The 24207-nt window shown below is 66.1% G+C and carries 23 protein-coding genes, 1 tRNA gene and 1 pseudogene; 8 read left to right on the top strand and 17 right to left on the bottom strand.

Going from position 1 to position 24207, the window contains the following annotated elements; genetic code table 11:
- Positions 1–15 precede the first annotated feature (15 nt).
- The 3 genes from EG854_RS07500 to EG854_RS07490 all read right to left on the bottom strand — a co-directional run bounded on the left by EG854_RS07500 (position 16) and on the right by EG854_RS07490 (position 2940).
- A complete protein-coding gene (locus tag EG854_RS07500; protein ID WP_164461941.1) occupies positions 16–633 on the bottom strand; it encodes a transporter in 618 nt (205 codons plus the stop codon).
- Positions 634–923: 290 nt separating this feature from the next.
- Positions 924–1541, bottom strand: coding sequence for a hypothetical protein (locus tag EG854_RS07495; protein WP_164461939.1), 618 nt, complete (start codon positions 1539–1541; stop codon positions 924–926).
- An 88-nt stretch (positions 1542–1629) separates the two neighbouring features.
- Positions 1630–2940, bottom strand: coding sequence for a S8 family serine peptidase (locus tag EG854_RS07490; RefSeq protein ID WP_241153166.1), 1311 nt, complete (start codon positions 2938–2940; stop codon positions 1630–1632).
- 90 nt (positions 2941–3030) lie between these two features.
- Between EG854_RS07490 and EG854_RS07485 the strand changes: the two genes are divergently transcribed.
- On the top strand, positions 3031–3534 hold the full coding sequence (locus tag EG854_RS07485) for an RNA polymerase sigma factor (protein WP_206423385.1): 504 nt from the start codon (positions 3031–3033) through the stop codon (positions 3532–3534).
- A complete protein-coding gene (locus tag EG854_RS07480; RefSeq protein ID WP_123287475.1) occupies positions 3531–4277 on the top strand; it encodes an anti-sigma factor family protein in 747 nt (248 codons plus the stop codon). The genes EG854_RS07485 and EG854_RS07480 overlap by 4 nt, the downstream gene beginning before the upstream one ends.
- A gap of 39 nt (positions 4278–4316) precedes the next feature.
- Here EG854_RS07480 and EG854_RS13450 read toward each other — a convergent pair.
- Positions 4317–4520: pseudogene (locus EG854_RS13450) on the bottom strand (DDE-type integrase/transposase/recombinase); the annotation flags it as partial.
- Between the two features lie 232 nt (positions 4521–4752).
- Between EG854_RS13450 and EG854_RS13380 the strand changes: the two are divergent.
- Positions 4753–5106, top strand: a complete 354-nt coding sequence (locus EG854_RS13380) for a PH domain-containing protein (protein ID WP_123287386.1) — start codon at positions 4753–4755, stop codon at positions 5104–5106.
- Between the two features lie 43 nt (positions 5107–5149).
- Here the strand turns inward: EG854_RS13380 and EG854_RS07465 are convergent, their stop codons facing one another.
- Positions 5150–6157: an AraC family transcriptional regulator gene (locus EG854_RS07465; protein WP_164461935.1), complete on the bottom strand. Its 1008-nt coding sequence runs from the start codon at positions 6155–6157 to the stop codon at positions 5150–5152.
- Positions 6158–6603: 446 nt separating this feature from the next.
- Between EG854_RS07465 and EG854_RS07460 the strand changes: the two genes are divergently transcribed.
- A complete protein-coding gene (locus EG854_RS07460) occupies positions 6604–13146 on the top strand; it encodes an Ig-like domain-containing protein (protein ID WP_164461933.1) in 6543 nt (2180 codons plus the stop codon).
- Positions 13147–13255: 109 nt separating this feature from the next.
- Here the strand turns inward: EG854_RS07460 and EG854_RS07455 are convergent, their stop codons facing one another.
- Entirely contained in the window at positions 13256–14029 is a 774-nt protein-coding gene (locus tag EG854_RS07455; protein WP_123287378.1) for a glutaredoxin family protein, read from the bottom strand.
- A gap of 68 nt (positions 14030–14097) precedes the next feature.
- On the opposite strand from EG854_RS07455, the gene EG854_RS07450 reads away from it, so the two are divergent.
- Positions 14098–14511 carry a MerR family transcriptional regulator gene (locus EG854_RS07450; protein ID WP_123287375.1) on the top strand — a complete coding sequence of 138 codons (414 nt, stop codon included), beginning with the start codon at positions 14098–14100 and terminating at the stop codon, positions 14509–14511.
- Positions 14512–14514: 3 nt separating this feature from the next.
- On the opposite strand, the gene EG854_RS07445 is transcribed toward EG854_RS07450, so the two are convergent.
- The 7 genes from EG854_RS07445 to EG854_RS07415 form a co-directional block, all read right to left on the bottom strand.
- Entirely contained in the window at positions 14515–14883 is a 369-nt protein-coding gene (locus EG854_RS07445; RefSeq protein WP_446325279.1) for a DUF411 domain-containing protein, read from the bottom strand.
- Between the two features lie 86 nt (positions 14884–14969).
- A complete protein-coding gene (locus tag EG854_RS07440) occupies positions 14970–15407 on the bottom strand; it encodes a copper resistance CopC family protein (RefSeq protein ID WP_123287371.1) in 438 nt (145 codons plus the stop codon).
- Positions 15408–15419: 12 nt separating this feature from the next.
- A complete protein-coding gene (locus EG854_RS07435; protein ID WP_123287368.1) occupies positions 15420–16460 on the bottom strand; it encodes a copper resistance protein B in 1041 nt (346 codons plus the stop codon).
- Positions 16457–18259, bottom strand: a complete 1803-nt coding sequence (locus EG854_RS07430) for a copper resistance system multicopper oxidase (protein WP_123287365.1) — start codon at positions 18257–18259, stop codon at positions 16457–16459. Before EG854_RS07430 ends, EG854_RS07435 begins: the two co-directional genes overlap by 4 nt.
- Positions 18260–18339: 80 nt before the next feature.
- The gene (locus EG854_RS07425) at positions 18340–18897 is read right to left on the bottom strand and encodes an RNA polymerase sigma factor (RefSeq protein WP_241153165.1); all 558 of its coding nucleotides are present in this window, start codon (positions 18895–18897) and stop codon (positions 18340–18342) included.
- 7 nt (positions 18898–18904) lie between these two features.
- Positions 18905–19342: a Spy/CpxP family protein refolding chaperone gene (locus tag EG854_RS07420; RefSeq protein WP_123287363.1), complete on the bottom strand. Its 438-nt coding sequence runs from the start codon at positions 19340–19342 to the stop codon at positions 18905–18907.
- Positions 19339–19629 (bottom strand): hypothetical protein, encoded by a 291-nt coding sequence (locus tag EG854_RS07415; RefSeq protein ID WP_123287360.1) that lies wholly within the window; start codon positions 19627–19629, stop codon positions 19339–19341. Before EG854_RS07415 ends, EG854_RS07420 begins: the two co-directional genes overlap by 4 nt.
- 107 nt (positions 19630–19736) lie before the next feature.
- Here EG854_RS07415 and EG854_RS07410 point away from each other — a divergent pair, with 107 nt between their 5' ends.
- Complete coding sequence (locus EG854_RS07410; RefSeq protein WP_123287358.1) at positions 19737–20216, top strand: nuclear transport factor 2 family protein; 480 nt, start codon at positions 19737–19739, stop codon at positions 20214–20216.
- On the opposite strand, the gene copD is transcribed toward EG854_RS07410, so the two are convergent.
- The 4 genes from copD to EG854_RS07390 form a co-directional block, all read right to left on the bottom strand.
- Positions 20217–21125, bottom strand: coding sequence for a copper homeostasis membrane protein CopD (gene copD / locus EG854_RS07405; RefSeq protein ID WP_123287356.1), 909 nt, complete (start codon positions 21123–21125; stop codon positions 20217–20219).
- Position 21126: 1 nt separating this feature from the next.
- Complete coding sequence (copC, locus tag EG854_RS07400; protein ID WP_123287354.1) at positions 21127–21480, bottom strand: copper homeostasis periplasmic binding protein CopC; 354 nt, start codon at positions 21478–21480, stop codon at positions 21127–21129.
- A gap of 545 nt (positions 21481–22025) precedes the next feature.
- Positions 22026–22244, bottom strand: a complete 219-nt coding sequence (locus EG854_RS13445) for a DDE-type integrase/transposase/recombinase (RefSeq protein ID WP_375782293.1) — start codon at positions 22242–22244, stop codon at positions 22026–22028.
- Between the two features lie 25 nt (positions 22245–22269).
- A tRNA-Ser gene (locus EG854_RS07390) sits at positions 22270–22359 on the bottom strand.
- 132 nt (positions 22360–22491) lie between these two features.
- Here EG854_RS07390 and msrA point away from each other — a divergent pair.
- Positions 22492–23154: a peptide-methionine (S)-S-oxide reductase MsrA gene (msrA, locus tag EG854_RS07385; protein WP_123287352.1), complete on the top strand. Its 663-nt coding sequence runs from the start codon at positions 22492–22494 to the stop codon at positions 23152–23154.
- A 3-nt stretch (positions 23155–23157) separates the two neighbouring features.
- On the top strand, positions 23158–23502 hold the full coding sequence (locus tag EG854_RS07380) for an MmcQ/YjbR family DNA-binding protein (protein WP_123287350.1): 345 nt from the start codon (positions 23158–23160) through the stop codon (positions 23500–23502).
- Positions 23503–24207 lie beyond the last annotated feature (705 nt).

The following is a 24207-nucleotide window of genomic DNA, read 5'->3' as shown; positions in this document are numbered from 1 at the left end:
TGCGGCAGAGGGCGCTCAGAAGGATCGGCCCAGAGAAAGCCCGACCCCGTAGTCGGGGGAACTGGTGGTCAGCCCCGCCGTGCCATACCCTGTGATGGACCAGCCGTTCGAGAAATCCGACCGGACATAAGGGTTCAGGACGGTCTGGGGCTCAAGGCCGTTCTGGAACGGGTGCCTGTAAGACACCTGTACCCCGAGATTCCGGCCTTGCGCAGGGGCAAAGTTGACACCGGCGGTCGCGGTCGGACCGTCCTGCAACTCAAAGGCCGCCGGATCACCCAGCCACGTATAGCCGACGCTGGCGACCAGAGTGAATCGGTCAGAAACAGGTTGGCGCGCCCCGAGCTGCAGGCTGTAGTCTGCCTCACCCGTGCCCAGATTTTCGCCTGCCGTCGGAATCTTTACGGCCGCGGCCAACTCCCATTGCGTGCGTCCGAGGACGGGCTCGACCAGTTGATAGGCTGCGCCGACGGAGAGGTCACCAAGTCCGCTTTGCCTGACGACGGGCCCCGTGCCAGGCACAACGACTCCGCCGGAGACTGTTCCCCCCGGGCCCTCGAACTGAACGTAGGGAAGAGCGGCGGCGAATCTCCAGCGGGATGCGACCGCACTTACGCTGAGGGGGGCGTACACAACCTCTGTCGCCTCTGTGCCACCGTACGATCCCGTCGTGTATTCTACGCTGGCGGACGTCTCCCATCGAACCTGGGCGACAGCGGTTGTCGCCAGTCCTGACAGGGGCGTAACGATCAGGACCAGACAAATACGAACGGAGCTGGAGTGGGGCAAGGAAGTCTCCCTGAAAGGGCGGAGTTTCAAAGGGCATGCCGTTTCGCGAACCTGCGCGTCCTCGATGGACAAGCGGCATCTGGCCCCGGCCAGGCAGTCTCACTGCGGGGCCAGGGCCGGGCGCCGGTCGTGGGCTAGTCGTCAGTGCGGGCGCGAGCATTGGCCGATGCGCCTGCCGACGCGGACGTGGAGCCACCATCCGAGGCCGCCGAGGCGGATGCGTCGGCATCCAGATTCACGCGTGCGCGGCGACGCGACCGGTCGTCAGCGACCACCGGAGTGGGGTCGCCCTGCGCTGAATTCTCGACGCGCCCGGTCGCGACCGCGTCCAGCGAACCGGTGGCATCAGCCTCCACAGAGTTGAGCTCTGACGCCGCCGAGGAAATTACGCCTGCCGCGCGCCCGGAAACGTCCGTCGTCATCGTTCCCGCTTCGTCCTGCACACGAGCGGCCGCACTCTCCACATGGGCGAGACCACTTTCCACTTCGCTCGTTGCGCGTTCCTGAGCAGCAGCGGCCCGGCGCTCGGCACGCGACAGGGCCCGGGTCGGGGCCCCTACCGCGCGAGAACCATCAACGACGCCGCCCAGATTGCCACCGATCGAGCCGGCTCCGCCAAACACACCGCCGGGCTGGATGGTCCCGCCCAGACCGCCGGTCAGGCCGCCGGAGCCGCCCAGAACCTGCGCGTGCGATGCGCTTGCCATCGCGAGGCCGGCAGCAACCGTGGCCATCATGATTACTTTTTTCATCGTCTGTCTCCTGCAAATCGCGGTCAATCCCGCCATCAACAGGTCCAACGAGCGGACCAGGCGACTTCATCCCGTTACGCGCAAAAAATTATTGCAGGCGCAGGCGGCCGCGAGCCCCGACACTCCGCGGCTCAGTGCGGGAGGCGCTGCCGACCAGGCCGACGCCGTACACCGGATCCGGGCCGGGCAAGCCGAGGTCCAGCGCGTCTCTTGCGAGGGTCGCACGGGTGGTACGCGTCAGCATTCCGGCGACGATCGGAGCGGCGAAGGAGGTGCCCCGCACCGTGGTCCATCCGCCCGCTTGCGCCGCAGCGGCCATGTCGGCACCGGGCGCGGAAAAGTCGACCTGAGGCCCTCGGGCCGCTTCCGGAAGGACGCTGTTGCGACCTGTCACGGCGGTCACACCGATGACGGCGGGGTACGAGGCCGGGTACAGGGGGGCGGCGGCAGGTCCGTCGTTGCCCACGGCGGCTACGATGGTCACCCCCAGAGCCTGTGCCCTTGCTATGGCGCGTTCTACAAGGGCATTGCGCGGCCCTACGAGACTGATGTTGACAACCGGGACGCCTTCCGAGACGAGCCAGTCGAGGGCCCGCGCCAGCGTCGTGGATGCGCCCCCCGTCGACTGTCCACCGTAGATATCCGCGACAAGCAAGGCCTCGCCGGGTGCCCCCCCTCGAAAACTGCCACTTTGTCCAACCATCAAGGAGGCAACCGCGAGGCCATGCGCCCCCATTCTGGGTGGGCCAGCAAACCCGCGCTGAGCGATGGGCGATCCGGCTAGCGCGGGATGGGAAGGATCTACGCCGGAATCGATCAATCCGAGCCTGGGGCGAACAGGCATCACGCCTGCAGGAGCCAGGCCCCCGTAGGGTGAACCGGCGATGGCTCCTGCGGGCGCGTGGATATGGTTGTAGCTGATGGATGCCTCGACATTCATCTGCTCAAGCATTTCCATCGCTTCGTCCAGCGACATCCGTCGGGGCGGGGCCAGCACGGTCGAGGTGATCCCCAGGGCCTCCAGCCGCTCCTCGCGAACAATCACATAGCCGGCTGCCAGGATCGTCGCCCGGGCTCGCGTGCCCAGGTCGATCACCACAATCTCACGGGCAACGACGGGCCAGCCATTCGGGTCGACGTCCAGCCGCCGGTCGGACCTTCGGGCGAGGCGTGTCAGACGGCGCGGTGCCTGCAGTGCTTCGTCCACTATTCCGCGGACGTAGCGGTCCGTGTCGGCCAGGGGAGGCATGCCATCTCCGCCCAGTGGCGGCAGGGATGGAATCGACCGCGACAAGCCCGGAATCTGGGCCATAGCAGGCGGCGACAACGCCATGAGGACGACCGTCAGCAATGCGGCCAGAACCCGCCAGAACTGCTCGCCCATCTTCAGATCCTCCATTTGTTGGCTCCGGAATGCGGCCCCATGATTATACTATGGGATGAAACGACAGGGTTCGCTCGTTTCATCCACCATGGCCGGGGAAATCGATTGGACGAGTTTCAGAATGGACTTGTGGAGCTTCTTCCGCGCCTCCGTCGATTTGCCCGCGTGGTGCGGTCCGAGGATGCGGATGCGCAGGACCTTGTCCAGCAGACCGTCGAGCGGGCATTGGCCAGCCGCCATACCTTCCGGCCGGGGACGCGCCTCGACAGCTGGGCTTTCACGATCATGAGACGTATCGCTATCGATCACGGTCGGTCGGCACGCCGCTGGTCTCGCATACTTTCGCCAAGTAGTGAGACCGACGACAGAGCCCCGGACAGGTCCATCGCAGATGAGGACGCGCGCGCCGACGCGATGGCGATGCGCGATGCCATTCATCGTCTACCTGACGACCAGAGGCATGCCGTCGCGCTCGTGCTGATCGAAGGATTGACCTATGCGGAGGCCGCCAAGGTTCTCGGAATACCGGTCGGAACCTTGACGAGCCGCCTGGTACGGGGACGGCTGGCGCTTGTTGAAACATTGTCCAGTCAGGAGATTTCCGGATGACCCAGCTGGACGACAAGATCCTGATGGCATGGATCGACGGAGAGCTCCCGCCTGCGGAGGCTGACCGTATCAAGGCCCTCATAGACGCCAGCCCTTCCATGACGAGGCGCGCGGAAAGCCTTCGGCGTCTGAACACTGTGACCCGAGACGCCTTTCCCTGTGTGGCCGACCCGCGTGACCTCGCCCTGGCAGCCCGGATATCCGCCGCTCGGCAACCCGCGAGCTGGATCGCCCGTGCGGGCGCGGCGCTAAACACATTCACCCTCCCGCAACGTACGGCGGTATGGGCCGGCCTGGTCACTGCCGCATTCGTCGGCGGAATGCTGCTGGCCTCGGGTCTGGAAGGCCGCGCGGCCCGAGCGCTGATGGCGCCCGGCGGAACTGTGGTCGATGGCGACCTCTTGAGGGTGCTGGACACGCGCCTCGCCGCCCAAGGGCCAGACGCTGAAGGTCGTTCTGTTGGCCTGACCTTCCAGGATCAGGACGCGCGTTGGTGCCGGACGTTCGAGGCGCGCGCTGCGGGACTGGCTGGTCTGGCGTGCCGGAGCGGCCAGGCATGGCAGATCGTGGTCATGGCTCCGGTCCCGGACGCAGGCCCGGAGGTGCGACAAGCCGGATCGGCACTCCCCGGACCCGTGCTCGACACGGTTGATGAGATGGTGAGCGCGGAGACACTCGCCCCCCTCGATGAGGCAGCGGCCCGCGATGCCGGCTGGCCAACAGATCGGGTCCCCGCGAACTGACGGCGGGCCGAGGCGGTGCTGACAGCACCGCAGACCGTCCGTGGTGATAGCCTTGGCCCGGCCGTGCCGCTTCATGAGTTTCTTCATGAACTTCAGCGCGGCCGGCTTGTCCTGGGTCTTGCTGGCAAAAGATTCCAGCACCTCGCCCTCGTGGTCCACGGCGCGCCATAGGTAGTGCATCTCGCCGTTAATCTTCACGTAGACCTCGTCGAGGTGCCATCGCCAGTGGGTGAAGGCCCGCATTTTATGAACCCGCTTCCGGCGGATCTCCGCAGCGAACATCGGACCGAACCGGTTACACCAAAGCCTCTCCGTCTCGTGGAGATGTCGATGCCACGCTCGGCCAGCAGGTCCTCCACATTCCGCAGAGACAGCGGGTATTTGACTTACATCATCACGACGAGGCGGATCACCTCGGGCGAGCTGTCAAAGTACCGAAACGGGTTCGTCGATTCGGCCATGCCGGAGACGCTAGGTGCCCCCGCCGTCATCTGCAATCAGTTTGGGCCGACAGTGCCGACAGCACCCGTCGAAGGCATGGCTATGCGCTGGCTGCCGGGAGCGTACAGGTCACGCGCGGTGTGCTGGTGCAACGCGACTGGACGGTGCTTACGGCAATGTGCAGGCTGTGACCGTGCGGCGCGGGCCAGTCCAGCGTCTGCTGGGCATCGCCACCATACGGATCGACACCGCCGGCGGCAGCGGGATCAACGGACCCCATGTTCACGACATCGACGAGAGCCTTGCGGCATCCTTTTTGCGCGACCTTATGGAGCGCGTCGAAGCCCATGGCAGGACCGGCCCCGGGGACGATTGCAATCCGGATTGAGGCGATCGTGGACGGTGGACCCGGCGCGCAGGAGATGGCCCGGTCAGTCGGGCCCGCCTTTCATCCAGTCGAGGAGCAGATCGTAGCGGATGTCACCGCTGAAGTCCGGCTCCGGCAACGTCCGAAGCGGTCGCACAGCTCCGGGGGGAGTTCCATAAGCCAGCTTGAACAGGCGACTGAAATGCGCCTCGCTCACAAAGCCATGGGTGTGGGCAATCTCCGCGACTGACGGGTTTCGACCGATCCGCTCCAGCAAGGCGGAGCGGGCGCGCTGGAGGCGCTGATGTGTAATATGCCTGTTGATGCCGCCACTCTCTGAGAAGGCCCTGAACAGGGTCGCGCGCGAGACGCCGATCGCATTGGTCAAGTGAACAATGCCGAGCTGGGATTCAGTGAGATGGCGGTCGATGTGCTGGGTCGCCGCGGCCCGAATGCTTCGGTAGACGGCCTTGGTCTGGTTTGACGAAAGGCGGCCGGAATTTCGGAATGCCTTCTCCGCGAGGATCAGGGCTGCCCGGATTGAATTGATCCCTTGCTCAAGCCCCATCGTCGGCGCGGTGCTCGCCAGTACCGATATATGATTGATCAGAATGCGACCGATGGCGGGACAGCTGTCGATGCTGGCCCCGTGAAGATGGGGCTCCATAAGCCAGGGCGGGGCTGCCTCGCGCGGCATAGTGATCGTGAGCACATCCACCGCGGCGAGCCGTGCGGCCGAGAGCCTGGCCTGATGGCGGATATGCACTGTGCCCGGTCGGCCGCTTACCGTGAGACCGTCAGCGTCTCCCTCGAGACCCCCAAAATCCAGCAGCAGGGTCACGCCGTCCAGCCCGGAGCGCCGAATTTGCTCTGGCCCCCGCGTCAGGGTTTGCCCGATCGAACGCCCCCGGGTGAGCACGAAGTCCCCGAACTGGCATATGGTCTTTTCGGTGAAGAACCGGGACGCATCGGCGTCGCTGAAACCTGAGGTGTCATACCAGTCTGCCAGGCCCGCGCGGTAGCGGTCGAAGGCGTCGGGATCGTTGACGGCGGTGACGTTCCAGCGGGCCATGCCCGGACGCGCGGTTGCAGACATAAGCCCTCTGATCGCCTCTCGATAACCACAAGCTATGCGGGAGGCGGCGTCCGCAGCGAATCGAGTTTAGCGGATCGGAAGAGCTTTGAGCAAGGTTCTGTGACCCGCGGTCGGTTAAGCAAGTTCCTATCCTAAAAGGGGAAAACGCGACATTTTTTGATAACTGTGCATCGCCCTTGAGACGGACAGGCATGTTTATCGATTAAGAACTCGTTTACCCCTCCTCTCGTCCTGTCGTCCAAATCTCACTGGAAGTTGAGGGGGGCAGGGTGGTCGCTTCGATCCCGAAGCGATGTTGGGGGTAAGGAACAACAGTGTCAGCGCGTCGGTGCTGCCCAAGGGGCGGCGGCCTGTGCGTTGCGGTCCAAGTGTCCGCCGCTGCCGGTTCGGTACCGCAAAACATGACGGCGAAGGACTCAGCCATGGCTGCCAAAGGCAAATCGGGTAACGACACCACCACCGGCACTGCCGGCAATGACCACCTGAACGGGGGAGCGCGCGACGACGTGATCCACGGTCTCGGCGGGAATGACCGGATCAACGGCGGGGCCGGCAATGATGTGCTGGACGGTGGTTCGGGCAACGATATCGTCAGCGGGGACTCGGGTAACGATATCCTCGTCTACGACCTGAGCGAAAACGTCGGTTCGACGGATGTCTATGACGGCGGGTCGCACATTGACACGCTGCAGCTCGTGATGACGCGCGCCGAGTGGCAGAGCCCGGCGGTTCAGGCCGACATTGCCCGCTACCTGGCCTTCCTCGCCGAGGTCACCCACCCGGTGAACGGCCAGGCCAACAACAAGAATTTCACCTTCTCCTTTGGCCTGATCGCGTCGAAGTTCGAGAACATCCGCATCATCGTCGACGGTGTGGAAATGGATCCGCGCGACCAGGCGGTGACGCTGGTCGATGACGTCATGACGGCCGGTGAGGACAGCGCCAGCGTGGCCGTTGATGTGCTTCTCAACGACAGCGTGCCGGACCTGATCGGGTCCCTGACCAACACCCAGCCGGCGCACGGTTCGGTTACCCTGACGCGGACCAGTGGAGCGCCGGTGACGGCCGACACCGCCAGCTTTGTCTACACGCCGGACGCGACGCACTGGCAGTATCTTGCCGTGGGCGAAACGGCGACCGACACCTTCACCTACACCGTCACCGACTCTGACGGCGACGTACAGACCGCCACGGTGACGGTAACCATCACGGGCTCGAACGACGCTCCGACCCTGACGGCCGCCGTATCCAGCGGGGCCGTCGTTGAGGACGGCCCGGTCACTGCCTTGGGTGCAATCGATTTTGCCGACGCTGATCTGAGCGACAGCCACACCGTTTCCAGCGTCGCGGCCGGCAGCGGTTACCTCGGAACCTTCACCGCCAGCATCAGCGACGACAGCACCGGCGACGGCAGCGGTTCGGTCGCCTGGGACTTCGCAGTCGACAACGCCGCGATCCAGTATCTGGCCGAAGGCGAGACCCTGACCCAGAGCTACACCGTCACGGTCGATGACGGGAACGGTGGCACGGTCGATCAGATCGTCACCGTCACCATCACTGGCACCAACGATGCGCCGACCGTCACCAGCGCCACCTCATCGGGCGCCGTCGTCGAAGACGGCGCGGTGGCCACCTCGGGTGCCATCGCTTTTGCCGACGTCGATCTGCGCGACGGGCACACCGTGTCCAGCGCCGCGGCCGGCAGCGGTTACCTCGGAACCTTCACCGCCACGATCACGGACGACGGAGCCGGCGACGGCAGCGGTTCGGTCGCCTGGGACTTCGCAGTCGACAACGCCGCGATCCAGTATCTGGCCGTCGGCGAGGTCCTGACCCAGAGCTATACCGTCACGGTCGATGACGGGAGCGGCGGCACCGTCGACCAGACCGTCACCGTCACCATCACCGGCACGAACGATGCGCCCGTGGTCCAGGACGTGACCGGCACGGCGATGGAAGACGGCGCGCCCGTCACGGTCGCCTTCTCGGCCGACGATGCGGACAGCGACGACGATGCCGGCAGCTTGACCTACACCTTCACCTCAAGCCCGGCTGAAGGCAGTGTCGTCAACAACGGCAACGGCACCTTCTCCTTTGATCCTGGCGCCGATTTCCAGAACCTCGCTGCCGGTGAGACGCGCGAGATCACCTTCGGCTACGAGGCCACGGATGCTCACGGCGCCTCGACGCCGGGTTCGGTGACGATCACCGTGACCGGAACCAATGACGCCCCTGTCACAGGCGATGTCGAAATGGGTGGAACGTCGGTTGGCGCCGGCTTCCCGCTCGTGTTCGGCGGGTACTACAGCTACGCCGCTTACAACCAGGACAGCGGAGAGGTGGTGTTCTCGCTGATCGATACCAACGGCGACGGGATCGTCGACGCCCCGGGTTCGAGTTCGGAACTCCCGGGCCAAGGCCAAGGCCAAGCCTACTACGACTATCACTACGGCCTGGCGGTCGGCGACATTGACGGCGACGGAGACATCGACGTTGTGGTCGCCACCCAGCAAGGCCTGGTCTCATACACCAATGTTGGCGACACCAACGGTGACGGCCAGGCGAATTTCGTCCGGTCGGTCCTGACCAACACATTCGCGGGATATGACGTCGCGCTCGGCGACCTGGACGGCGACGGTCGTCTCGATGTCGTGGCGTCGCGATCCAACACTCTGACTGAGCTGCTGAACACCGGCGACGCAAACGGCGACGGGCTGATTAACGACTTCGCGGCGCGAACGGTTGCCACGGGCGCCCAGGGCAATGCCTACGGCATCACCACCGCCGACATGAACGGCGACGGTCTCACCGACGTCATCGTCGCCAACTACTGGCAAGGTCCCAACCAGATTCTGCTGAACCAGGGCGACACGGACGGCGACGGACAGATAAACTACCGCGTCCAGAATCTTAGCGGCGCCTACAACACCAACGGTCTCGGCGTGATCACCGGTGATATCGACGGCGACGGCGACCTGGATCTGCTGGTCTCCCGCTGGGGTGGCCAGAACGAGGTGGTCTACATCAACGATGGCGACTCCGACGGGGACGGCCTGATCAACTTCAGGACCATTGAACTGCCGACCGGCGGCAATACGCTGGAAAGCGAACTGATCGACATCGACGGAGACGGCGACCTCGACGTTGTTTCGTCGGAGCTCTCCGGCAACGCTCGCATCGCCTACAACCAGGGCGACACGAATGGTGACGGTCTGGTCGAATTCTCGATTCAGAACGTGACAGGCGCTTCCAGTAACTATGGCGTGGCGGTTGGTGACGTGGATGGCGACGGCGACCTCGACATCGTCTTCCCTTCCCTTGGTACGAATGGCGCGGTCTACCTGCAGAATCAGGGGGATACGGACGGGGACGGCCAGATCAACTTCGCCCGTGTGGCCCTGACCGGCGTCGATGCGTCCTGGGATGCGGAGTTCACCCGGATCGGCGGCGGCGGCGGCGGGTCCGGCGCCTATGAAGACGGCCCGGTGGTGATCGGCGCCTTCGATGGCGACGACGTCGACAGCGACGACGACGGCGCCAGCCTGACCTACACGATCACCTCGGCGCCCTCGGAAGGCAGCGTCGTCAACAACGGCGACGGCACCTTTGGCTTCTCGCCGGGTGACGATTTCCAGGACCTGGCCCAGGGCGAGTTCCGGACGGTGACCTTCACCTACACCGCTACTGACGCCCACGGCGCGGTCTCCGAGCCGAGCACGGTCACGATCCGGGTCGCCGGCACGAATGATGCGCCGGTCGCGGTGATCGACTCCGTATCCGGGACAGAAGACGCCTCGGTCACCATCAACGTGCTCGCGAACGACACCGACGTCGATGGCGAGACCCTGACGATCACCCACGTCAACGGCGCCAATATCGCCGTGAACGGAACCGTGGCTGTGGGCGGCGGCGCCAGCGTTCGTCTGAACGCCGACGGCACGCTGACCTATGTGCCGGCGGCCAACGCGAACGGAGTGCAGACGTTCTCCTATACCGTTAGCGACGGCATGGGGGGCGCGGACACCTCGACCGTCGAGGTGGATCTCGCGGCCGTCAACGATGCGCCGGTCGCCCAGCCCGACACCGCTTCGACGGATGAAGATACGACCCTGGTTCTGACCGCGAGCAGCCTGCTCGCCAACGATACCGATCTGGATGGCGACACCCTGTCGATCTCCTCCGTCTCGGCGGTCTCCGCACGGGGCGCCAGCGTCTCGATCAACGCTGCCGGCGATGTCGTCTACGACCCGGGCTCGTCGGCTGAACTCCAGGCCCTGAGCCGTGGCCAGCAGGTGACGGACACCTTCACCTATGTGGTCACTGATCCCAGCGGCGCGACCTCGACCACCACGGTGACCATCACCGTCGACGGACAGCTGGAGGCGCCGGTCGCCAATCCGGACACCGTCACGGTCTCCGAGCACGGACAGGCGTCCGGCAACGTCGTCGCCAATGACATCGTCACCGGTTCGACGGGCAACAGCGGCAACGTGCTGGTCAACGGCAGCTTCGAGGACGGCCACAACGTCGGACCGGGCGGCATCGACTATCCGGCCAGCCTTCCGGGCTGGACTTCGGTGCAGGGCTCGTTCGAGGTCTGGGGCACGGGCTTCGGCGGCAATATCGCCAGCGACGGCACGGCCTTCCTTGAACTGGACAACGGCGGAGGGCAGGACGCCTACAGCAGCAACCTGACGACCGACGTTGGCCGCGAGTACACGCTGAACTTCGACCTTGCTCAGCGCAACGGCACTTCGCCCGGCAGCAACCAGGTCGAGTTCCTCGTCAATGGCGTGTCGCTGGGCGTGTTCACGCCGCCCTCGACCACCTTCTCGACCTTCACAGTGACCTTCATCGGCAGCGGCTCGGACGTCATCACCTTCCGCGAACCGGCGAGCGCCAATGACGGTGTCGGGGGCCTGATCGACAACCTCCGCATCGCGGCCGACGCTGACGTTTTCGTCACTGCGGTGGATGGCGACGCCGGTCTGGTCGGACAGGGTGTCGACGGCAGCAACGGCGGAGAGTTCATCCTCCAGTCGGACGGCAGCTACACATTCGATACCGATGGCGACTTCGATCACCTCGGAGTCGGGGAATCGGCCACGACCTCGGTCACCTACACGGTCACGGATGACGGCGGATCGGACACCACCACCCTGACCGTCACGGTCCAGGGCGAGAACGATGGTCCGGTCGCCAGCAATGATGTGGTCGCGGCGGTCGAGGATCAGTCCATCACCTTCGACGTCCGGTCCAATGACAGTGACGTTGACGGCGACACTCTGACGGTGACGCACATCGAGGGTCAGGCCATCTCGACCGGCGCCTCGGTGGCGCTCGCCGACGGCGGCACTCTGACGTTGAACGCGAACGGGACGTTGACCTACACACCCGTCGCCAATGCCAGTGGTCCGGTGGATTTCGTCTACACCGTCGCTGACGGTAACGGCGGCATGGCCAATGCCTCGACCACGATCAATGTGGCCGGTGTGGCGGATGCTCCGGTGCTCGCGGTGGGCTCATCGACGGTGCTGAACCCGACCGTCGGGTCGGCGATCCAGACGACCGTCACCCTCGCGGCGGGCGACACGGTCTCGTTCACCTGGGACTTCGTCGCCCACGACTACATGCCCTACAATGACTTCGCCTTCGCCACGGTGAACGGCGCAGCCTACATGCTGGGTTCGGTCCAGGTGGTCGGCGACTATGGCACGACGGGCTGGCAGACCTTCACCTTCACAGCGACGGAGGCCGGGTCGTACAGCTTCGGTGTCGGGGTTTCGAATGTGAACGACAGTTCGCTGAATTCGCATCTTCTGGTCGACAATCTGCAGGTCAACGGGGTCACGATCTCGAGCTTCGAATCCGGATTTGCCGGCTGGACCACACTTGGCGGCGTCGGGGTTCAAGGCGCCCATGACGGCGTTACGCCGACGGACGGTGTCCAGATGGCCTATCTCGCCTCGACCTCCGCTTCCGCCGCTGCGATCGAAAGCTTCCTTGGACTGGTTCCCGGTCGGCTGGCGCGGATCGCCGAGGCGGCTGGCCAACAGGGCGACCTGGTGACCGTACCGGTGTCCATGACGCTGGGCGCGGGCGAGAGCGCGGAGGATTCCTATGTGATCATCACAGGCTTCCCCGCCGGTTCGACCTTCAACTCCGGCGAGGCGGATGCGGCGAGTGGGGGATGGAAGGTTCCCGCCAGCGGACTGGGCGGCAACCTGCTCATCGATACGCCGGACAGCTTCTCCGGCTCGTTCACCCTGACGGTGGTCGCGACGACCTTCATCGATGAAACCGGATCTTCGGCCAGCACGGCGCCGCAGACCATCACGGTGACGATCGATCCGGCCCCGGCCGCGATCGTGCCCCAAGGCGCCCCGCTGGCCATGGCGTCCAAGCCCATGACCGACGCGCAGGTTCTGCCCGGACCGAGCGCGGAGGGCGAGGTGGAGGCCACCGGCCCGCAAGTCTTGCCGGGTGCCGACACCGTTGACCTGAAGAACGACGGGGCGCAGACCCTGCCGTCCGAGACCGGTTCCTTCGTGTCCAAGGATTCGGGACCGCAGGTGCTGCCTGAGGCGGGTGAGGCGTTCGAGCTCAAGGACTTGGGACCGCAGGTGCTGCCACCGCTGGATGACGACGCCTTCCTGCCCATGCTCCCGGTCGACTCGGGACGTGAGTGGGCGGGGCTGATGCTCCGGGTCGAGGATGCCGATCCGGCACGCATTGTGCCCACGATCGACGCCGATGACTTCCTGCCGATGGTGTTGGAGGGGATGGGGCCGCAGGTCCTTCCGGCCGAAACACCGGCTTATGAGGACGCCTTGCTTGATCCGGCGTCCTCCGGCTCGGGGCTGAAGGACGTTCTGGCAAGCTGGTCATCGGACCTGCTGAAGCCGACGGGCCTGGATACCGACGAAAGCTGGTATCAACTGCCGTCCAACGACGGGTTCCAGTAAAAGCAGCCTGATAGCAGACAGGCCGGGGGCGACGGATGTTTCCAGTCGCCCCCGGTGGTTCTGAAAAAACCACCGGGGGGCAGGGCCGCCCGGGACGAAGCGGCACGGGTCACATCGGCATGGCGGTGGACCCTACGGCGTACTCCATGACCAGCATCCAGACCGCCATGGCGATCATCATCAGGTTTTCTGTCAGGGACAGGAAGCCCAGCGGCACATTGCTGTCGCCGCCGACGCAGGCGCACTTGAGTTCCCGCTTGTCGAGGTAGACGGCCTTGAACACCGAGGCGGCGCCGATGCCGCCGATGACCAGGGCGACCGGTGCCGACAGCCAGGTCAGGACACCGGCGACCATCAGGGCACCAGCCGCGAACTCGGCGAAGGGATAGACCTTGCCATAGGGCACCCACCGCTTGGCCAGCAGGTCATAGTTCAGGAACATCGACGAGAAACTCTCGACGTTCTGCAGCTTCAGCATGCCCAGCACCATCATCGACAGGGCGATGAACCATTCGGCCGCCTGCACGGTCAGAGGGGTGCCGAAAACGACAAGGCTGAGCATGGCGGCCATGACGGCGGTCGTGAGAAACACGACCAGTACGGGCGTATAGGTCGTCGCCTTGGGGTCGCGCACCTTCAGGCCGAGGAAGCGACGCAGGTCATCGTGACCGCCAATGCGCTGGCCGTCGATGAACACCTGGGGCGTGGTCTTGACCCCGTGTTCGGCCTTGAAGGCGTCGGTTTCCTCGCGGGTGGTCAGCCAGCGGTCATCGACGGTGTAGCCCCGGCTCTTCAGCAGGTGACGGGCCTTCAGACCCCAGGGACAGGTGTGGTCGGGCATGACCATCCGATACAGGACGGCGGTTCGGGACGGTTTGGACATGGTGTGCTCCTTGGCTTGGCAATCCAGAGCGGGGACTTTAGGTTCCGTACTTAAGTACGGAGTCAATCATGAAGGTCAGAACGATCGCGGCCCTGGCGCAGCAAGGCGGCGTGGGGGTGGAGACAGTGCGATTCTATCAGCGACGGGGTCTTATGCCGACGCCTGATCGTTGGTCGCGCGACGGGGTGGGCGCGGGCATCCGCCGCTATGGCGAGGAGGATGTGCGTCGGCTCAGATTCATTCGCTCGGCGCAGACAGCCGGCTTCACCCTGGAGCAGATCAAGGAACTTCTGTCTCTGGACGCCGGCGAGGACAGGGCTCGGGCCCGCGTGCTGGCGTCCGAGCGTCTGGCGGCGCTGGACCGCACCATCGCTGATCTGGAGACGGCGAGGGCGGCCCTGAGGCGGCTGGCGAGCGCCTGTGCCTCAAAGGATAGCGGGCCTTGTCCGATCATCGCCGCCTTCCAAGGGGAGACGGCCTGAGGCTCAGGCTCCGTTATGGCGCCCGAACACGGTGGCCTGGCCCCTGCGGTCAATCAGCAGGGTGACGTAGGGCTGGCGGCCCGCAGCCTCCATGCCGGGCGAGCCGGCGGGCATTCCCGGTGCGGCGAGGGCCACCGCCTGCGGCTGGTCCCTCAGCAGACGGGCGACGTCGGAGGCCGGAACATGGCCCTCGACGGCATAGGCGCCGACCACGGCGGTGTGGCACCCGGCATAGCGATCCGGCACGCCGTAACGGGCACGAACCGGGGCGAGGTCCTCGCGCTCGACCACCTCAACGGTCCAGCCCGCGGCGCGCATGTGCGCCACCCAGCCGTCGCAGCATCCACACCAGGGCGTCTTGTAGGCGGTCATCCGACGGTCCTGGGCCATCGCGGTGCCCGCCGAGGCGAGCGCGACCGCGCCGCCAAGAAGCACGCGACGGTTCAATCGGGGTGCCATCAGTGGACCATGAAACGGACGGCGCCCGTCATCTCATGACCGTCGGCGCCTTCGGCCGTCCAGTTCAGCACATAATTGCCGGGGGCCAGGGTCGGCAAATCGGCCGATACGCGCGTCGTTGCGGCCGCAGCAGCAACGGGAACCGCGACCGCGTCACGTCCTTCGGCGGTCACGGTAACCGTCTTCAGGGTCATCGCGTGCGGGAAGGTGGCGGTGAACCAGTCGGGCGAGCCGTCGGTCATGGCTCCGTCCGCCGGGCTGGTGACGACGTCGTGCGCGGCGTGGTCGGGGTCGGCAGCATGGGCGTCGTGGGCGTCGTGGCCTGCTTGCGCGCCCGGGGGATCCTGCTCGCAGCAGCAGCAAGCCTCGACAGCCTGAGCGAATGTGGGGACCATGAGGGCCAGGGTCATGGCGACGGTCGGCATGATCTTGCGCATAGGTAACTCTCCTTAGAACCAGGCCTTGAGGCCGATGACGAAACGGGTGTGCTCGGGCTCGCCGCCCGCCGCGCGGGTGAAGTCGGCGGTATCTCCGAGTTCGCGACTCCACTCCACCCCGACATAGGGCGCGAACTCCTTTGCGATTTCATAGCGCAGGCGAAGGCCGGCCTCGACGTGGGTGAAACCCGAGCCCAGACCGAGCTCCGGCACGTCGGACGCCGAAGCCTCGACCTCGATGCGCGGCTGCAGGATCAGGCGCTGGGTGATGCGCTGGTCATACTCGGCTTCGACCCGCGCGGTCAGGTCGCCTTCGGTCGACAGGAAGGTGGCAGCGTCGACCTCCCACCAATAGGGGGCGAGACCCTGGAGCCCGAGCACCAGATGGGTCGGATCCTCGCCGCCCTCCCCGAAGTCCTGGCGCACGCCCGCCTGCACATCCCAGAAGGGCGTGATGGCGCGGCTGTAGAGAGCCTGGACCTCGCCTTCGATCTCGCCATCAAAGTCGCCTTCGGCCTCGGACTTCCCCCAGAAGCGGTTGATGTCGCCGCCGGTCCAGCCCGCCACGTCCCAGGTCCAGGCCTCCTCGCCATCGCCGAAGCCGACCTCCAGCCGGTCGATGATGACGGCGGTGGCGCGCACATCGCCGTTCTCGCGCCTCAGGATGTCGCGGGCGCCGGTCATCCGATCCGCCCCCCAGATCGCGTCGGCCGCATGGGCCGGGCCGGACAGGGCAGCGGGCGGCAGGGGCGGTTGGCGGGGACGTCCATCGTCATCGGCGCTGGTCGGCACGTCTGGCGGACCCATCGCCTGTTCGCTCATGTCATGTCCGGCGTGCGGATCCGCTGTCCGGGGCTGCGCTCCCATGTCGTGACCGGCATGGGGGTCGACGGGTTCCGGGGCCGGGCTCATGTCATGTCCGGCATGCGGATCAGCCGTCGGCGGGACCGTCGCGGGCGTCTGGGCCGTTGGGGGGTGATGCTCATGATCCTGGGCCGTGGCAGCGCCCGCCAGGAGCAACAGCGGCACCAGACACATCAAAAGCCGGATCATGACGCTGCTCCATCCAGCGGGCGGACGGTAACGACGTTGAACATCCCCGCGTGCATATGCATCAGCATATGGCAGTGGAAGGCCCAGTCGCCCGGCGCATCGGCGGTCAGGTCGAAGGTCACCTTGGACCCCGGCGCGACGTTGACCGTGTGCTTCAGCGGTTGATGCCCGGCCGGGCCGCCCGTCACCAGCTCGAAGAAGTGGCCGTGCAGGTGGATGGGGTGGGCCATCATGGTGTCGTTGACCAGGGTCACGCGCACCCGCTCATCGCGCTCGAAGCGGATCGGCTCGACGATCTCGGAGAACTTCCGTCCATCGAAGCCCCACATGAACCGTTCCATATTGCCGGTGAGGTGGATTTCGAGCGCGCGCGAGGGCGACCGCTGATCCTTGTTGGGCGCCAGGGAGGCGAGGTCGGTATAGACCAGCACGCGGTGCGGCGCGTCCTCCAGCCCCATGGGGCGCTCGCCAAGGCGGTTGGCAGGGTCCGGCGAGACCATGTCGACACCGACGCCGACAGCCATGCCGGCCGGCGCATTGTCCGGGTTGCGCATGTCGTGATCCATGGACCCGTGGTCCATCGGCGCGGCGGCAGGCTCTCCGTGGCCCATGGCGGCGTGATCCATCCCATGTCCCATGGCCGAGTGATCCATGCCCGCCATCCCGCCCATTCCCCCCATGCTCATACCCATGTCGCGCATGGTCAGGGTCGGCACCTCGCGCAGCGGCGGTACCTCTGCCGTCATGCCCGGACGGGGCGCCAGCGTCGCCCGCGCCATGCCGGACCGGTCGACCGACTCGGCCACCAGCGTATAGGCGCGGTCATCGGTCGGGCGGATGATGACGTCATAGGTCTCGGCCACCGAAATCTGGAACTCGTCGGTCTCGACGGGGCGCACGTTCTCGCCGTCGGCATTGACCACGGTCATGGCCAGGCCCGGGATACGCACATTGAAGATCGACATGGCCGAGGCATTGATGACCCGGAGCCGCACCCGCTCGCCGGGACGGAACAGGCCGGTCCAGTTCTCGGTCGGGCCATGGCCGTTGACCAGATAGGTATAGGTCGTGCCGTTGACGTCGGCGATGTCGCGCGGGTCCATGCGCATCCCGCCCCACATGCGCCGCTCCTCCAGCGACATCCCATCCTCGCCGGACACGAGGCCCGACAGGGTCGTGCGCGACTGGTTGAAGTAGCCGGGGCTCTTCTTGAGCCGATCCAGGATTTCGTGAGGGTGCAGGAAGCTCCAGTCCGACAGGACGATGACGTGCTCGCGGTCGTAGGCAACCGGATCCGCGCCCGCCGGATCGATGATCAGCGGTCCGTAGTGGCCCATCGCCTCCTGGAGGTTCGAGTGGGAGTGATACCAGAAGGTACCGGACTGGATCACCGGGAACTCATACTGGAAGGTCTCACCGGGCCGGATGCCGGGGAAGCTGACCCCCGGAACGCCGTCCATGTGGAAGGGCAGCAGCACCCCGTGCCAGTGGATAGACGTGTCTTCGTCCAGGGTGTTGGTCACCGACAGCCGCGCCGTCTGGCCCTCGCGCAGCCGGATCAGCGGCGCGGGCAAGGTCCCGTTGACGGTGATGCCGTGACCGGTGCGCCCGCCGACGGTGAACGGCGAATGGCCGACCGTCAGCCGCACGTCCGGTCCGTCGAGTGTGTGCAGGTCTGTCCTTAGGCCCGCTGACCCGCTCTGGGCCCATGCCGGCATCAACCCCTGGGCGGCGAAAAGCCCTGCGCCGCCTGCGAAGCCGCGCAGCAATGCGCGACGGTCTGTTTGAATCGATCTCATGCGTCTGTCTTGGCCCATCTGTCTGAACAAGCCTTACGTCAGAACCGCGCCCGCCCCTCGCGACGGCTGGTCGCAGGGGCTCATTCGGAGGGGCCGAGGCGATCCAGCAAGGCCTTTCGGGCGCGGGCAATCCTCAGTTCGACCGCCTTGGACGACAGTCCCAGTATCCGGCCGATCTCGGCATGAGACCGGCTTTCCAGAACCGCGAGCAGGAGCGGCGCGCGCTGACCGTCGGGCAGTTCATTCAAGGCGCGATTCAGACGCTCCACCCGCCGCCGATCATCCATCCGGTCCTCGGCCCCGGGCGTCGGGTCACCGACTGTCATGGCTTCCGGCGCGTCCAGGCCCATGACGCCCCTCACGAGACGACGCACGCGGCGGCGACGGCTCCAGTCCCGGCATTTGTTCAGGGCGATGGTGCGCAGCCAGGCTCCGAACGGCCGTTCGGGATCGTATCGACGAATCGACAGCCAGGCGGCGGCATAGGTCTCCTGGGTCAGGTCCAGCGCCTCGTCCGGGTCGCCGACGTAACGGCTGACGAACCGATGCAACTCACCCTTCGTCGCCGTCATCAGGCGCGAAAACGCCGCCCGGTCTCCCAGGGCGGCCTGGCCTTCGTCGGTGTCGCCAGCCCCCACGCTCGTGTCAGTCGGCGTCGGCGCGCAGGGTCTCGACCACCGCGCGGTCGAACTCTTCCGCCTGCCGGGGCGTCAGCACGGCGCGCATCTCGAACACATGACGGATCGTCGCCATCTGAAGATCACCCATGGCGGTGTGGAAGTGATCGACGGCGGCCTGAACTTCGGGCGTCTCGCCTTGGCTGGCGGCAATCGCAGCCGACAGTTCCGCATTGGCCTGTCGTACCTCGGCTTCCAGTGGCGCTCGCCGCTCGGCGAACGCCGCTTCGATCTCGTCCAGACGCCGATCCTGTTCCGGGCTCAGGTCCAGCCTTTCGTGAACGAGGTGGTGGAGGTCGGCGGGCCTGTCCTGCCGCGCCTGTATGGTCATTGCACCCCAGGCCGCGGCCGCGCCTACGGCGGCGGCCAGCACGGCTGTGACCAGTGTGGACTTCAGCCCGCTCATCCGAGGGTGCTCCGGATACCAAGGGGTGTCGCTGCCATGCGGGGGCTGAAGATAGACAGTTCGCTGCGACCTGTTTCGACTGTCGGCGCCGTTACGCCACCGGCGACGCCGCCGATGGCCGCCGCGATTCCAAGCGCCGCGAACCGCAGCGATCGCTCACGTGTCCTGACTTGCGCCTGCTGCACGCGCTGCCAGACGCCGTCTTCCAGACCGTCGAGAGAGGCGGTTTCCACAGGCGGGCCCCGTGCAATCAAGTTATCCAGTTCGACCATGCCGATCGTCTCCATGGGTTCCGCACATCTACGCACGGTCCCTGTCCGCCCCTCGCAAGAGGGTGCTGTCCTCGCCGCACAAATAGAGCATAGTCACACTCCTTCGCCACCGAGAGCCCTTCATGAAGCGCCTGATCCTCGCCGCCGTCCTCGCCGTATCGGCCTCCGTCATCGTGACCCCCGGTGGCGCTGTCTCATCCGCGTCAGCCCCGGCCGATGATGAAGCGGCGCGCCCCGCCATCGCCGTCGTGGAAGCCTTTCATGCCGCCCTGGGGTCGGGCGACGCCGAGGCTGTCCTGGCCCTGCTCGCCGAGGACGTCGTGGTGCTGGAAGAGGGCGGTGCCGAGCGCTCGCGCGAGGAATACGCAGGCCATCACCTGCCCGCAGACATGGCCTTCGCCGCCGCCACCACCGCCGAGGTCACGCGCCGAGCGGCCCGGGTCGAGGGCGACGTCGCCTGGGTGCTGACCGAGGGCCGCACGACCGGCGCGTTCAATGGCCGGCCCGTCGACCGGCTGACCGCCGAGACCATGATCCTGCACCGGGACGGCGACGTCTGGCGTATCCGCCACATCCACTGGTCGTCGCGCGCGCCGCGCTGATTACATCGACGCCGGCGGCATCTGCACGCCCATCGCCGCGACAAGCCCCAGAAGGACGAGGCCGGCCGCCATCTCCAGGCCAATGCTGAGCTGCAGTCTCCGAACAGGCCCGTCGGTCGGGGTATCATGCGTGATGGCCCGCGCCAGGGCGGGCGTCAGGGTGAAGCGGTTATGCGCCGCCAGCCCGACCATCAGGATAAACAGGGCCAGCTTGCCCAGGAGCAGCAGGCCCCAGGTCGAGCTTGCAACCCGGACCACGCCGTCAATGCCGATCAGAAAGCCGGCGTTGATCAACCCTGTGAGCACCAGCACCGAAACGGCTGCCGAGCCGACCGTGGCGAACCCGGCAAGGGCACGCGTCGTCGTCTCGATCTCGCCTCCGAAAGGACGACACAGCCGCATGCAGAATCCTGCCAGCGCGCCCAACCAGACGGCGGCCGCCAGCGCATGAATGATGTCGGCGATCAGGTGGATGAGCCCCCCGGCTCCCTCGCTGGCCGCCCCGTGGCCGCTCCAGGCGAAGCTGGCTGTAGCCCCGGCGAACGCCGCGACAGCCATCAACTGCGCGACCTTCCTGTCCTGTCCGAACATCGAGATCGCGACCCCTGTCAGGGCCAGTATGGCGCGGGCGATGTGCGCCATGCCCAGACTGGTGGACTGGATCACGTAACCGATTGAAGCGGGGTCTGCGGCTGCTGCCCAGCCGCCTGCCATCATGGCCGTCTGAGCCACAAGGCCAGCGGCCGCCCCGACCGCCAGAAGCAGCCCGGCGGTGATGGCGACCCGACGCACCGAACGCGAAGGGACCGGTCCCGACGCATAGATCCGGAACAGTGGCAGTCCCAGCGCCACGACCGCCGCAGCGAACTGGAGCCACCTTAGGACGACGACGGTCAGGTCGATCGGCACGTCAGCGGACGGTGAAGCTGTAGTTTCCCGTCATGCGGTGACCGTCGGCCGCCGCGATGGCCCAGGTCACGCGATAGGTCCCGGCCGACAGCGGCGCTGCGAACGACCCGCCCAACGTCTTGCCGTCCTCCGACACCGTTTTGGTCAAGGCGATGGCGCGCCCCCGCCCGTCCTCGACCTCGACGTTGGAGAACGGCGCGGCGAACCGCTCGCTGAACGTCAAGCTGATCGTGCGGGGCGCCGACACAACCGCCCCGCTCGCGGGCGTAGCCGACACCAGACGGGCGTGGCTCAATACGGGTGAGGCAGACAGTGCCAGGGCGGAAGCGACCGCAATCGGCATAAATCGGATCATGGAGAACTCCTTCAACGAGAACCCCTACGTCGGTGCCAGATTCTTCCCTCGAATTCGAGGCCCCGGAGCAGACCCGCGCGCCGGCGCTGCCCGGGGGGCTGAGCGTCAAGCAGCGGGAGCGCTGGCTTCTGCAAAGGCGTCGGCTGCCTGACGGGCGGGCTGCGCGGTGGTCGCGGCCGTTGCCGGGCGGACCACGATGCCGACCAGCCTATCCTCGGTGCTGTCAGGCAAACGGTGCTGTCAGTCTGACGGCAACTTGTCTCCGTTGAACGCCGGTGGGGGAGGGGAGACAAGCCTCAGGCGGCGAGCGCCTTCCACTCAGCCAGAGCAGCTGAGCGTCGGCCCTTGTAGTCGTCCCGGCTGATGAGATGGCGGTCCTAGTTGAAGAGGTTGTGGAAGGCGGCGGGGAGGAAAACTGCGCCGGGCGACAAACGCGTGACGCACACGCCGTGTCACGGCCGGCGGCAGGGTTGGCCGCTCAGGGTGCTGTCAGTCCAACGACAACTCGTCTCCACCAGGCGCAGACTGGGTAGGGGCCGCAGAGCCTATCCGGCGAGCGTCTTCCACTCAGCCAGGGCGGCTGATCGTCGGGCTTTGTAGTCGTCTCTGCTGATGAGGTGGCGATCCTGGTTGAAGTGGTTGTGGAAGGCGGCGTGGACGGAGCTGAACTTCTGCAATGTCTTCATCTGCCGGAAGCGGAGCATGGCCCGTTCTCGTCGTCGGAAGGACCGGTGTGAATTCTCACACCGGTTGTTGACCCTTATCGTTGATATTCAATGGGGTAGGCGATGGCGGACAGAGAGGGATTCGAACCCTCGGTACGCTTTCACGTACACACGCTTTCCAAGCGTGCGCGATCGACCACTCCGCCACCTGTCCATTTCCACATCGCGGAAACGCGCGGGCAGTCGACCCGCGAGAGGCGAGGCTGATAGAACAGACTGGCCCTCTCGGCAAGCGGGGGGTGGCACCCCATATGCCGTGTCTTCCCTGTTTTGTTCGAGAACCGCCATGCTGACGCAAAAGACCCAGATGCCCACGGCCGAAACCGCCCTGCCGGGCCGCGCCGAGCCCCTGCCCACCGATGAGTGGCATTTCGTCAGCGGCCATCCGCTGAAGGGGCCGTACCCGGAGGGGTTCGAGACGGCGGTGTTCGGCATGGGCTGTTTCTGGGGCGTGGAGCGCATCTTCTGGCAGCTGCCGGGGGTGTGGGTGACGGCGGTCGGGTATTCGGGCGGGGTGACCCCCAATCCCACCTATGAGGAGACCTGCACCGGGCGCACCGGCCATACCGAAGTGGTCAAGGTGGTGTTCGACGCCGAGGTCATTTCCTACGGCGACCTGCTGAAGGCCTTCTGGGAGAACCACGACCCGACCCAGGGCATGCGCCAGGGCAATGACATCGGCACCACCTATCGCTCGGCCATCTATTACGGCGACGAGGGCCAGAAGGCCGAGGCCGAGCGGTCGCGGGAGGCCTATCAGGCGGCGCTGGCCAAGGCCGGCCGGGGCGAGATCACGACCGAGATCGCGGCGCTGGGACCCTTCTATTATGCCGAGGACTATCACCAGGGGTATCTGGCGAAGAACCCGGCGGGCTATTGCGGCATCGGCGGGACCGGCGTGGTCTGCCCGATCGGCGTTGGCCCCAAATTCGAGACAGAGGGGGCCTGATCGATGGACCGGGCGGGGATCGGCCGGGTGTGTCTGGCGCTGCCGGCGACCACGCTGGCCCATTCGTTTGGCGAGGATCACGACGTCTACAAGGTCGGCGGCAAGATGTTCGCCATCGTCGGCGGCGAGGGCGCGCTGAGCTTCAAGGTCTCGGACATCGCCTATGAGGTGCTGACCGAAGCCGGATACGCGGCGCCTGCCCCCTATATGGCGCGGGCGAAATGGGTGCAGGTGGCGGATCCGGCGAGCTGGGATGAGGGCGAGCTGGCCGATCATCTCAAGACCGCCCACGCCCTGATCGCGGCGAAGCTGACGAAGAAAGCGAGGGCCGAGCTGGGGCTGGGGTAGGGGCGGCTCGTCCTGCAAATAAACACCGTCTGAACCGTCTGAACCGTCTGAATGCTCTGAAATGGTGCCTTCTCCCTTGGGGGGGAGAAGGGCACGGCTGTCTGCCTCTCGCCCTTGGGGCAGAGGTGGAGGGCAGGCGGAGCGCCGGGCCTTCGCCCGGAGTGAATGAGTATTACCGTTTCGACGAAAGCTGACGCTCCGCGCGGTGGTTTTCCGGAAGCTTGCGTCGGGTGGCCGTGTTCGGGCCTTACCGCAGCGCCCCCGGCGGGCGGGGATGTCCTGCGACACCTCCCGGAACGGTCGAGTATCCCCCTCGACCCAATGTTTTTGGGGCCTACCGTTCGCGCCGCGGGCGCTCACTGCTTGAGGCCCGAAGTTTGATCGGCGGTGTCCCAACAACCCCGCTCCATCCGCTCCCGCCGCTCACAAGGTCGCAGGCCTTACGAGCCCTCCGTGCGACGGGACGGAGGGAGTGTGGCACACGGCTGGACCTGGTCGGGAAGAACGGTCCGGGAAACGGTGGGGGCGTTGAAAGGGCGGGGGAATTCGGGGGCGACTATCATAACTGAGGCGCTCAACCCATCATCATTGTCCCTTCTCCCGATGGGAGAAGGTGTCGCGCGAGCGACGGATGAGGGGCGACGGTGTCAGTCGGCGCAAGCCGTGGCAGGACCGGTGCGACGGCTCACGCCGAGGGAGGCGGAG

Source organism: Brevundimonas halotolerans (assembly GCF_003730275.1).
GTDB lineage: Bacteria > Pseudomonadota > Alphaproteobacteria > Caulobacterales > Caulobacteraceae > Brevundimonas > Brevundimonas halotolerans.
This window is presented reverse-complemented; position numbering and strand designations above follow the sequence as displayed.

What these genes read in the sequence shown, in the direction of transcription:
- EG854_RS07380 (WP_123287350.1), top strand. Translation starts at nt 23,158, where the DNA reads ATGGACCGGGCGGGGATCGGCCGGGTGTGTCTGGCGCTGCCGGCGACC.
- EG854_RS07440 (WP_123287371.1), bottom strand. Translation starts at nt 15,407, where the DNA reads ATGCGCAAGATCATGCCGACCGTCGCCATGACCCTGGCCCTCATGGTC.
- EG854_RS07435 (WP_123287368.1), bottom strand. Translation starts at nt 16,460, where the DNA reads ATGATCCGGCTTTTGATGTGTCTGGTGCCGCTGTTGCTCCTGGCGGGC.
- EG854_RS07460 (WP_164461933.1), top strand. Translation starts at nt 6,604, where the DNA reads ATGGCTGCCAAAGGCAAATCGGGTAACGACACCACCACCGGCACTGCC.
- EG854_RS07410 (WP_123287358.1), top strand. Translation starts at nt 19,737, where the DNA reads ATGAAGCGCCTGATCCTCGCCGCCGTCCTCGCCGTATCGGCCTCCGTC.
- EG854_RS07480 (WP_123287475.1), top strand. Translation starts at nt 3,531, where the DNA reads ATGACCCAGCTGGACGACAAGATCCTGATGGCATGGATCGACGGAGAG.
- EG854_RS07490 (WP_241153166.1), bottom strand. Translation starts at nt 2,940, where the DNA reads ATGGAGGATCTGAAGATGGGCGAGCAGTTCTGGCGGGTTCTGGCCGCA.
- msrA (WP_123287352.1), top strand. Translation starts at nt 22,492, where the DNA reads ATGCTGACGCAAAAGACCCAGATGCCCACGGCCGAAACCGCCCTGCCG.
- EG854_RS07465 (WP_164461935.1), bottom strand. Translation starts at nt 6,157, where the DNA reads ATGGCCCGCTGGAACGTCACCGCCGTCAACGATCCCGACGCCTTCGAC.
- EG854_RS07415 (WP_123287360.1), bottom strand. Translation starts at nt 19,629, where the DNA reads ATGGAGACGATCGGCATGGTCGAACTGGATAACTTGATTGCACGGGGC.
- EG854_RS07455 (WP_123287378.1), bottom strand. Translation starts at nt 14,029, where the DNA reads ATGTCCAAACCGTCCCGAACCGCCGTCCTGTATCGGATGGTCATGCCC.
- EG854_RS07445 (WP_446325279.1), bottom strand. Translation starts at nt 14,883, where the DNA reads ATGACCGCCTACAAGACGCCCTGGTGTGGATGCTGCGACGGCTGGGTG.
- copC (WP_123287354.1), bottom strand. Translation starts at nt 21,480, where the DNA reads ATGATCCGATTTATGCCGATTGCGGTCGCTTCCGCCCTGGCACTGTCT.
- EG854_RS07430 (WP_123287365.1), bottom strand. Translation starts at nt 18,259, where the DNA reads ATGAGATCGATTCAAACAGACCGTCGCGCATTGCTGCGCGGCTTCGCA.
- EG854_RS07450 (WP_123287375.1), top strand. Translation starts at nt 14,098, where the DNA reads ATGAAGGTCAGAACGATCGCGGCCCTGGCGCAGCAAGGCGGCGTGGGG.
- EG854_RS07420 (WP_123287363.1), bottom strand. Translation starts at nt 19,342, where the DNA reads ATGAGCGGGCTGAAGTCCACACTGGTCACAGCCGTGCTGGCCGCCGCC.
- EG854_RS07495 (WP_164461939.1), bottom strand. Translation starts at nt 1,541, where the DNA reads ATGAAAAAAGTAATCATGATGGCCACGGTTGCTGCCGGCCTCGCGATG.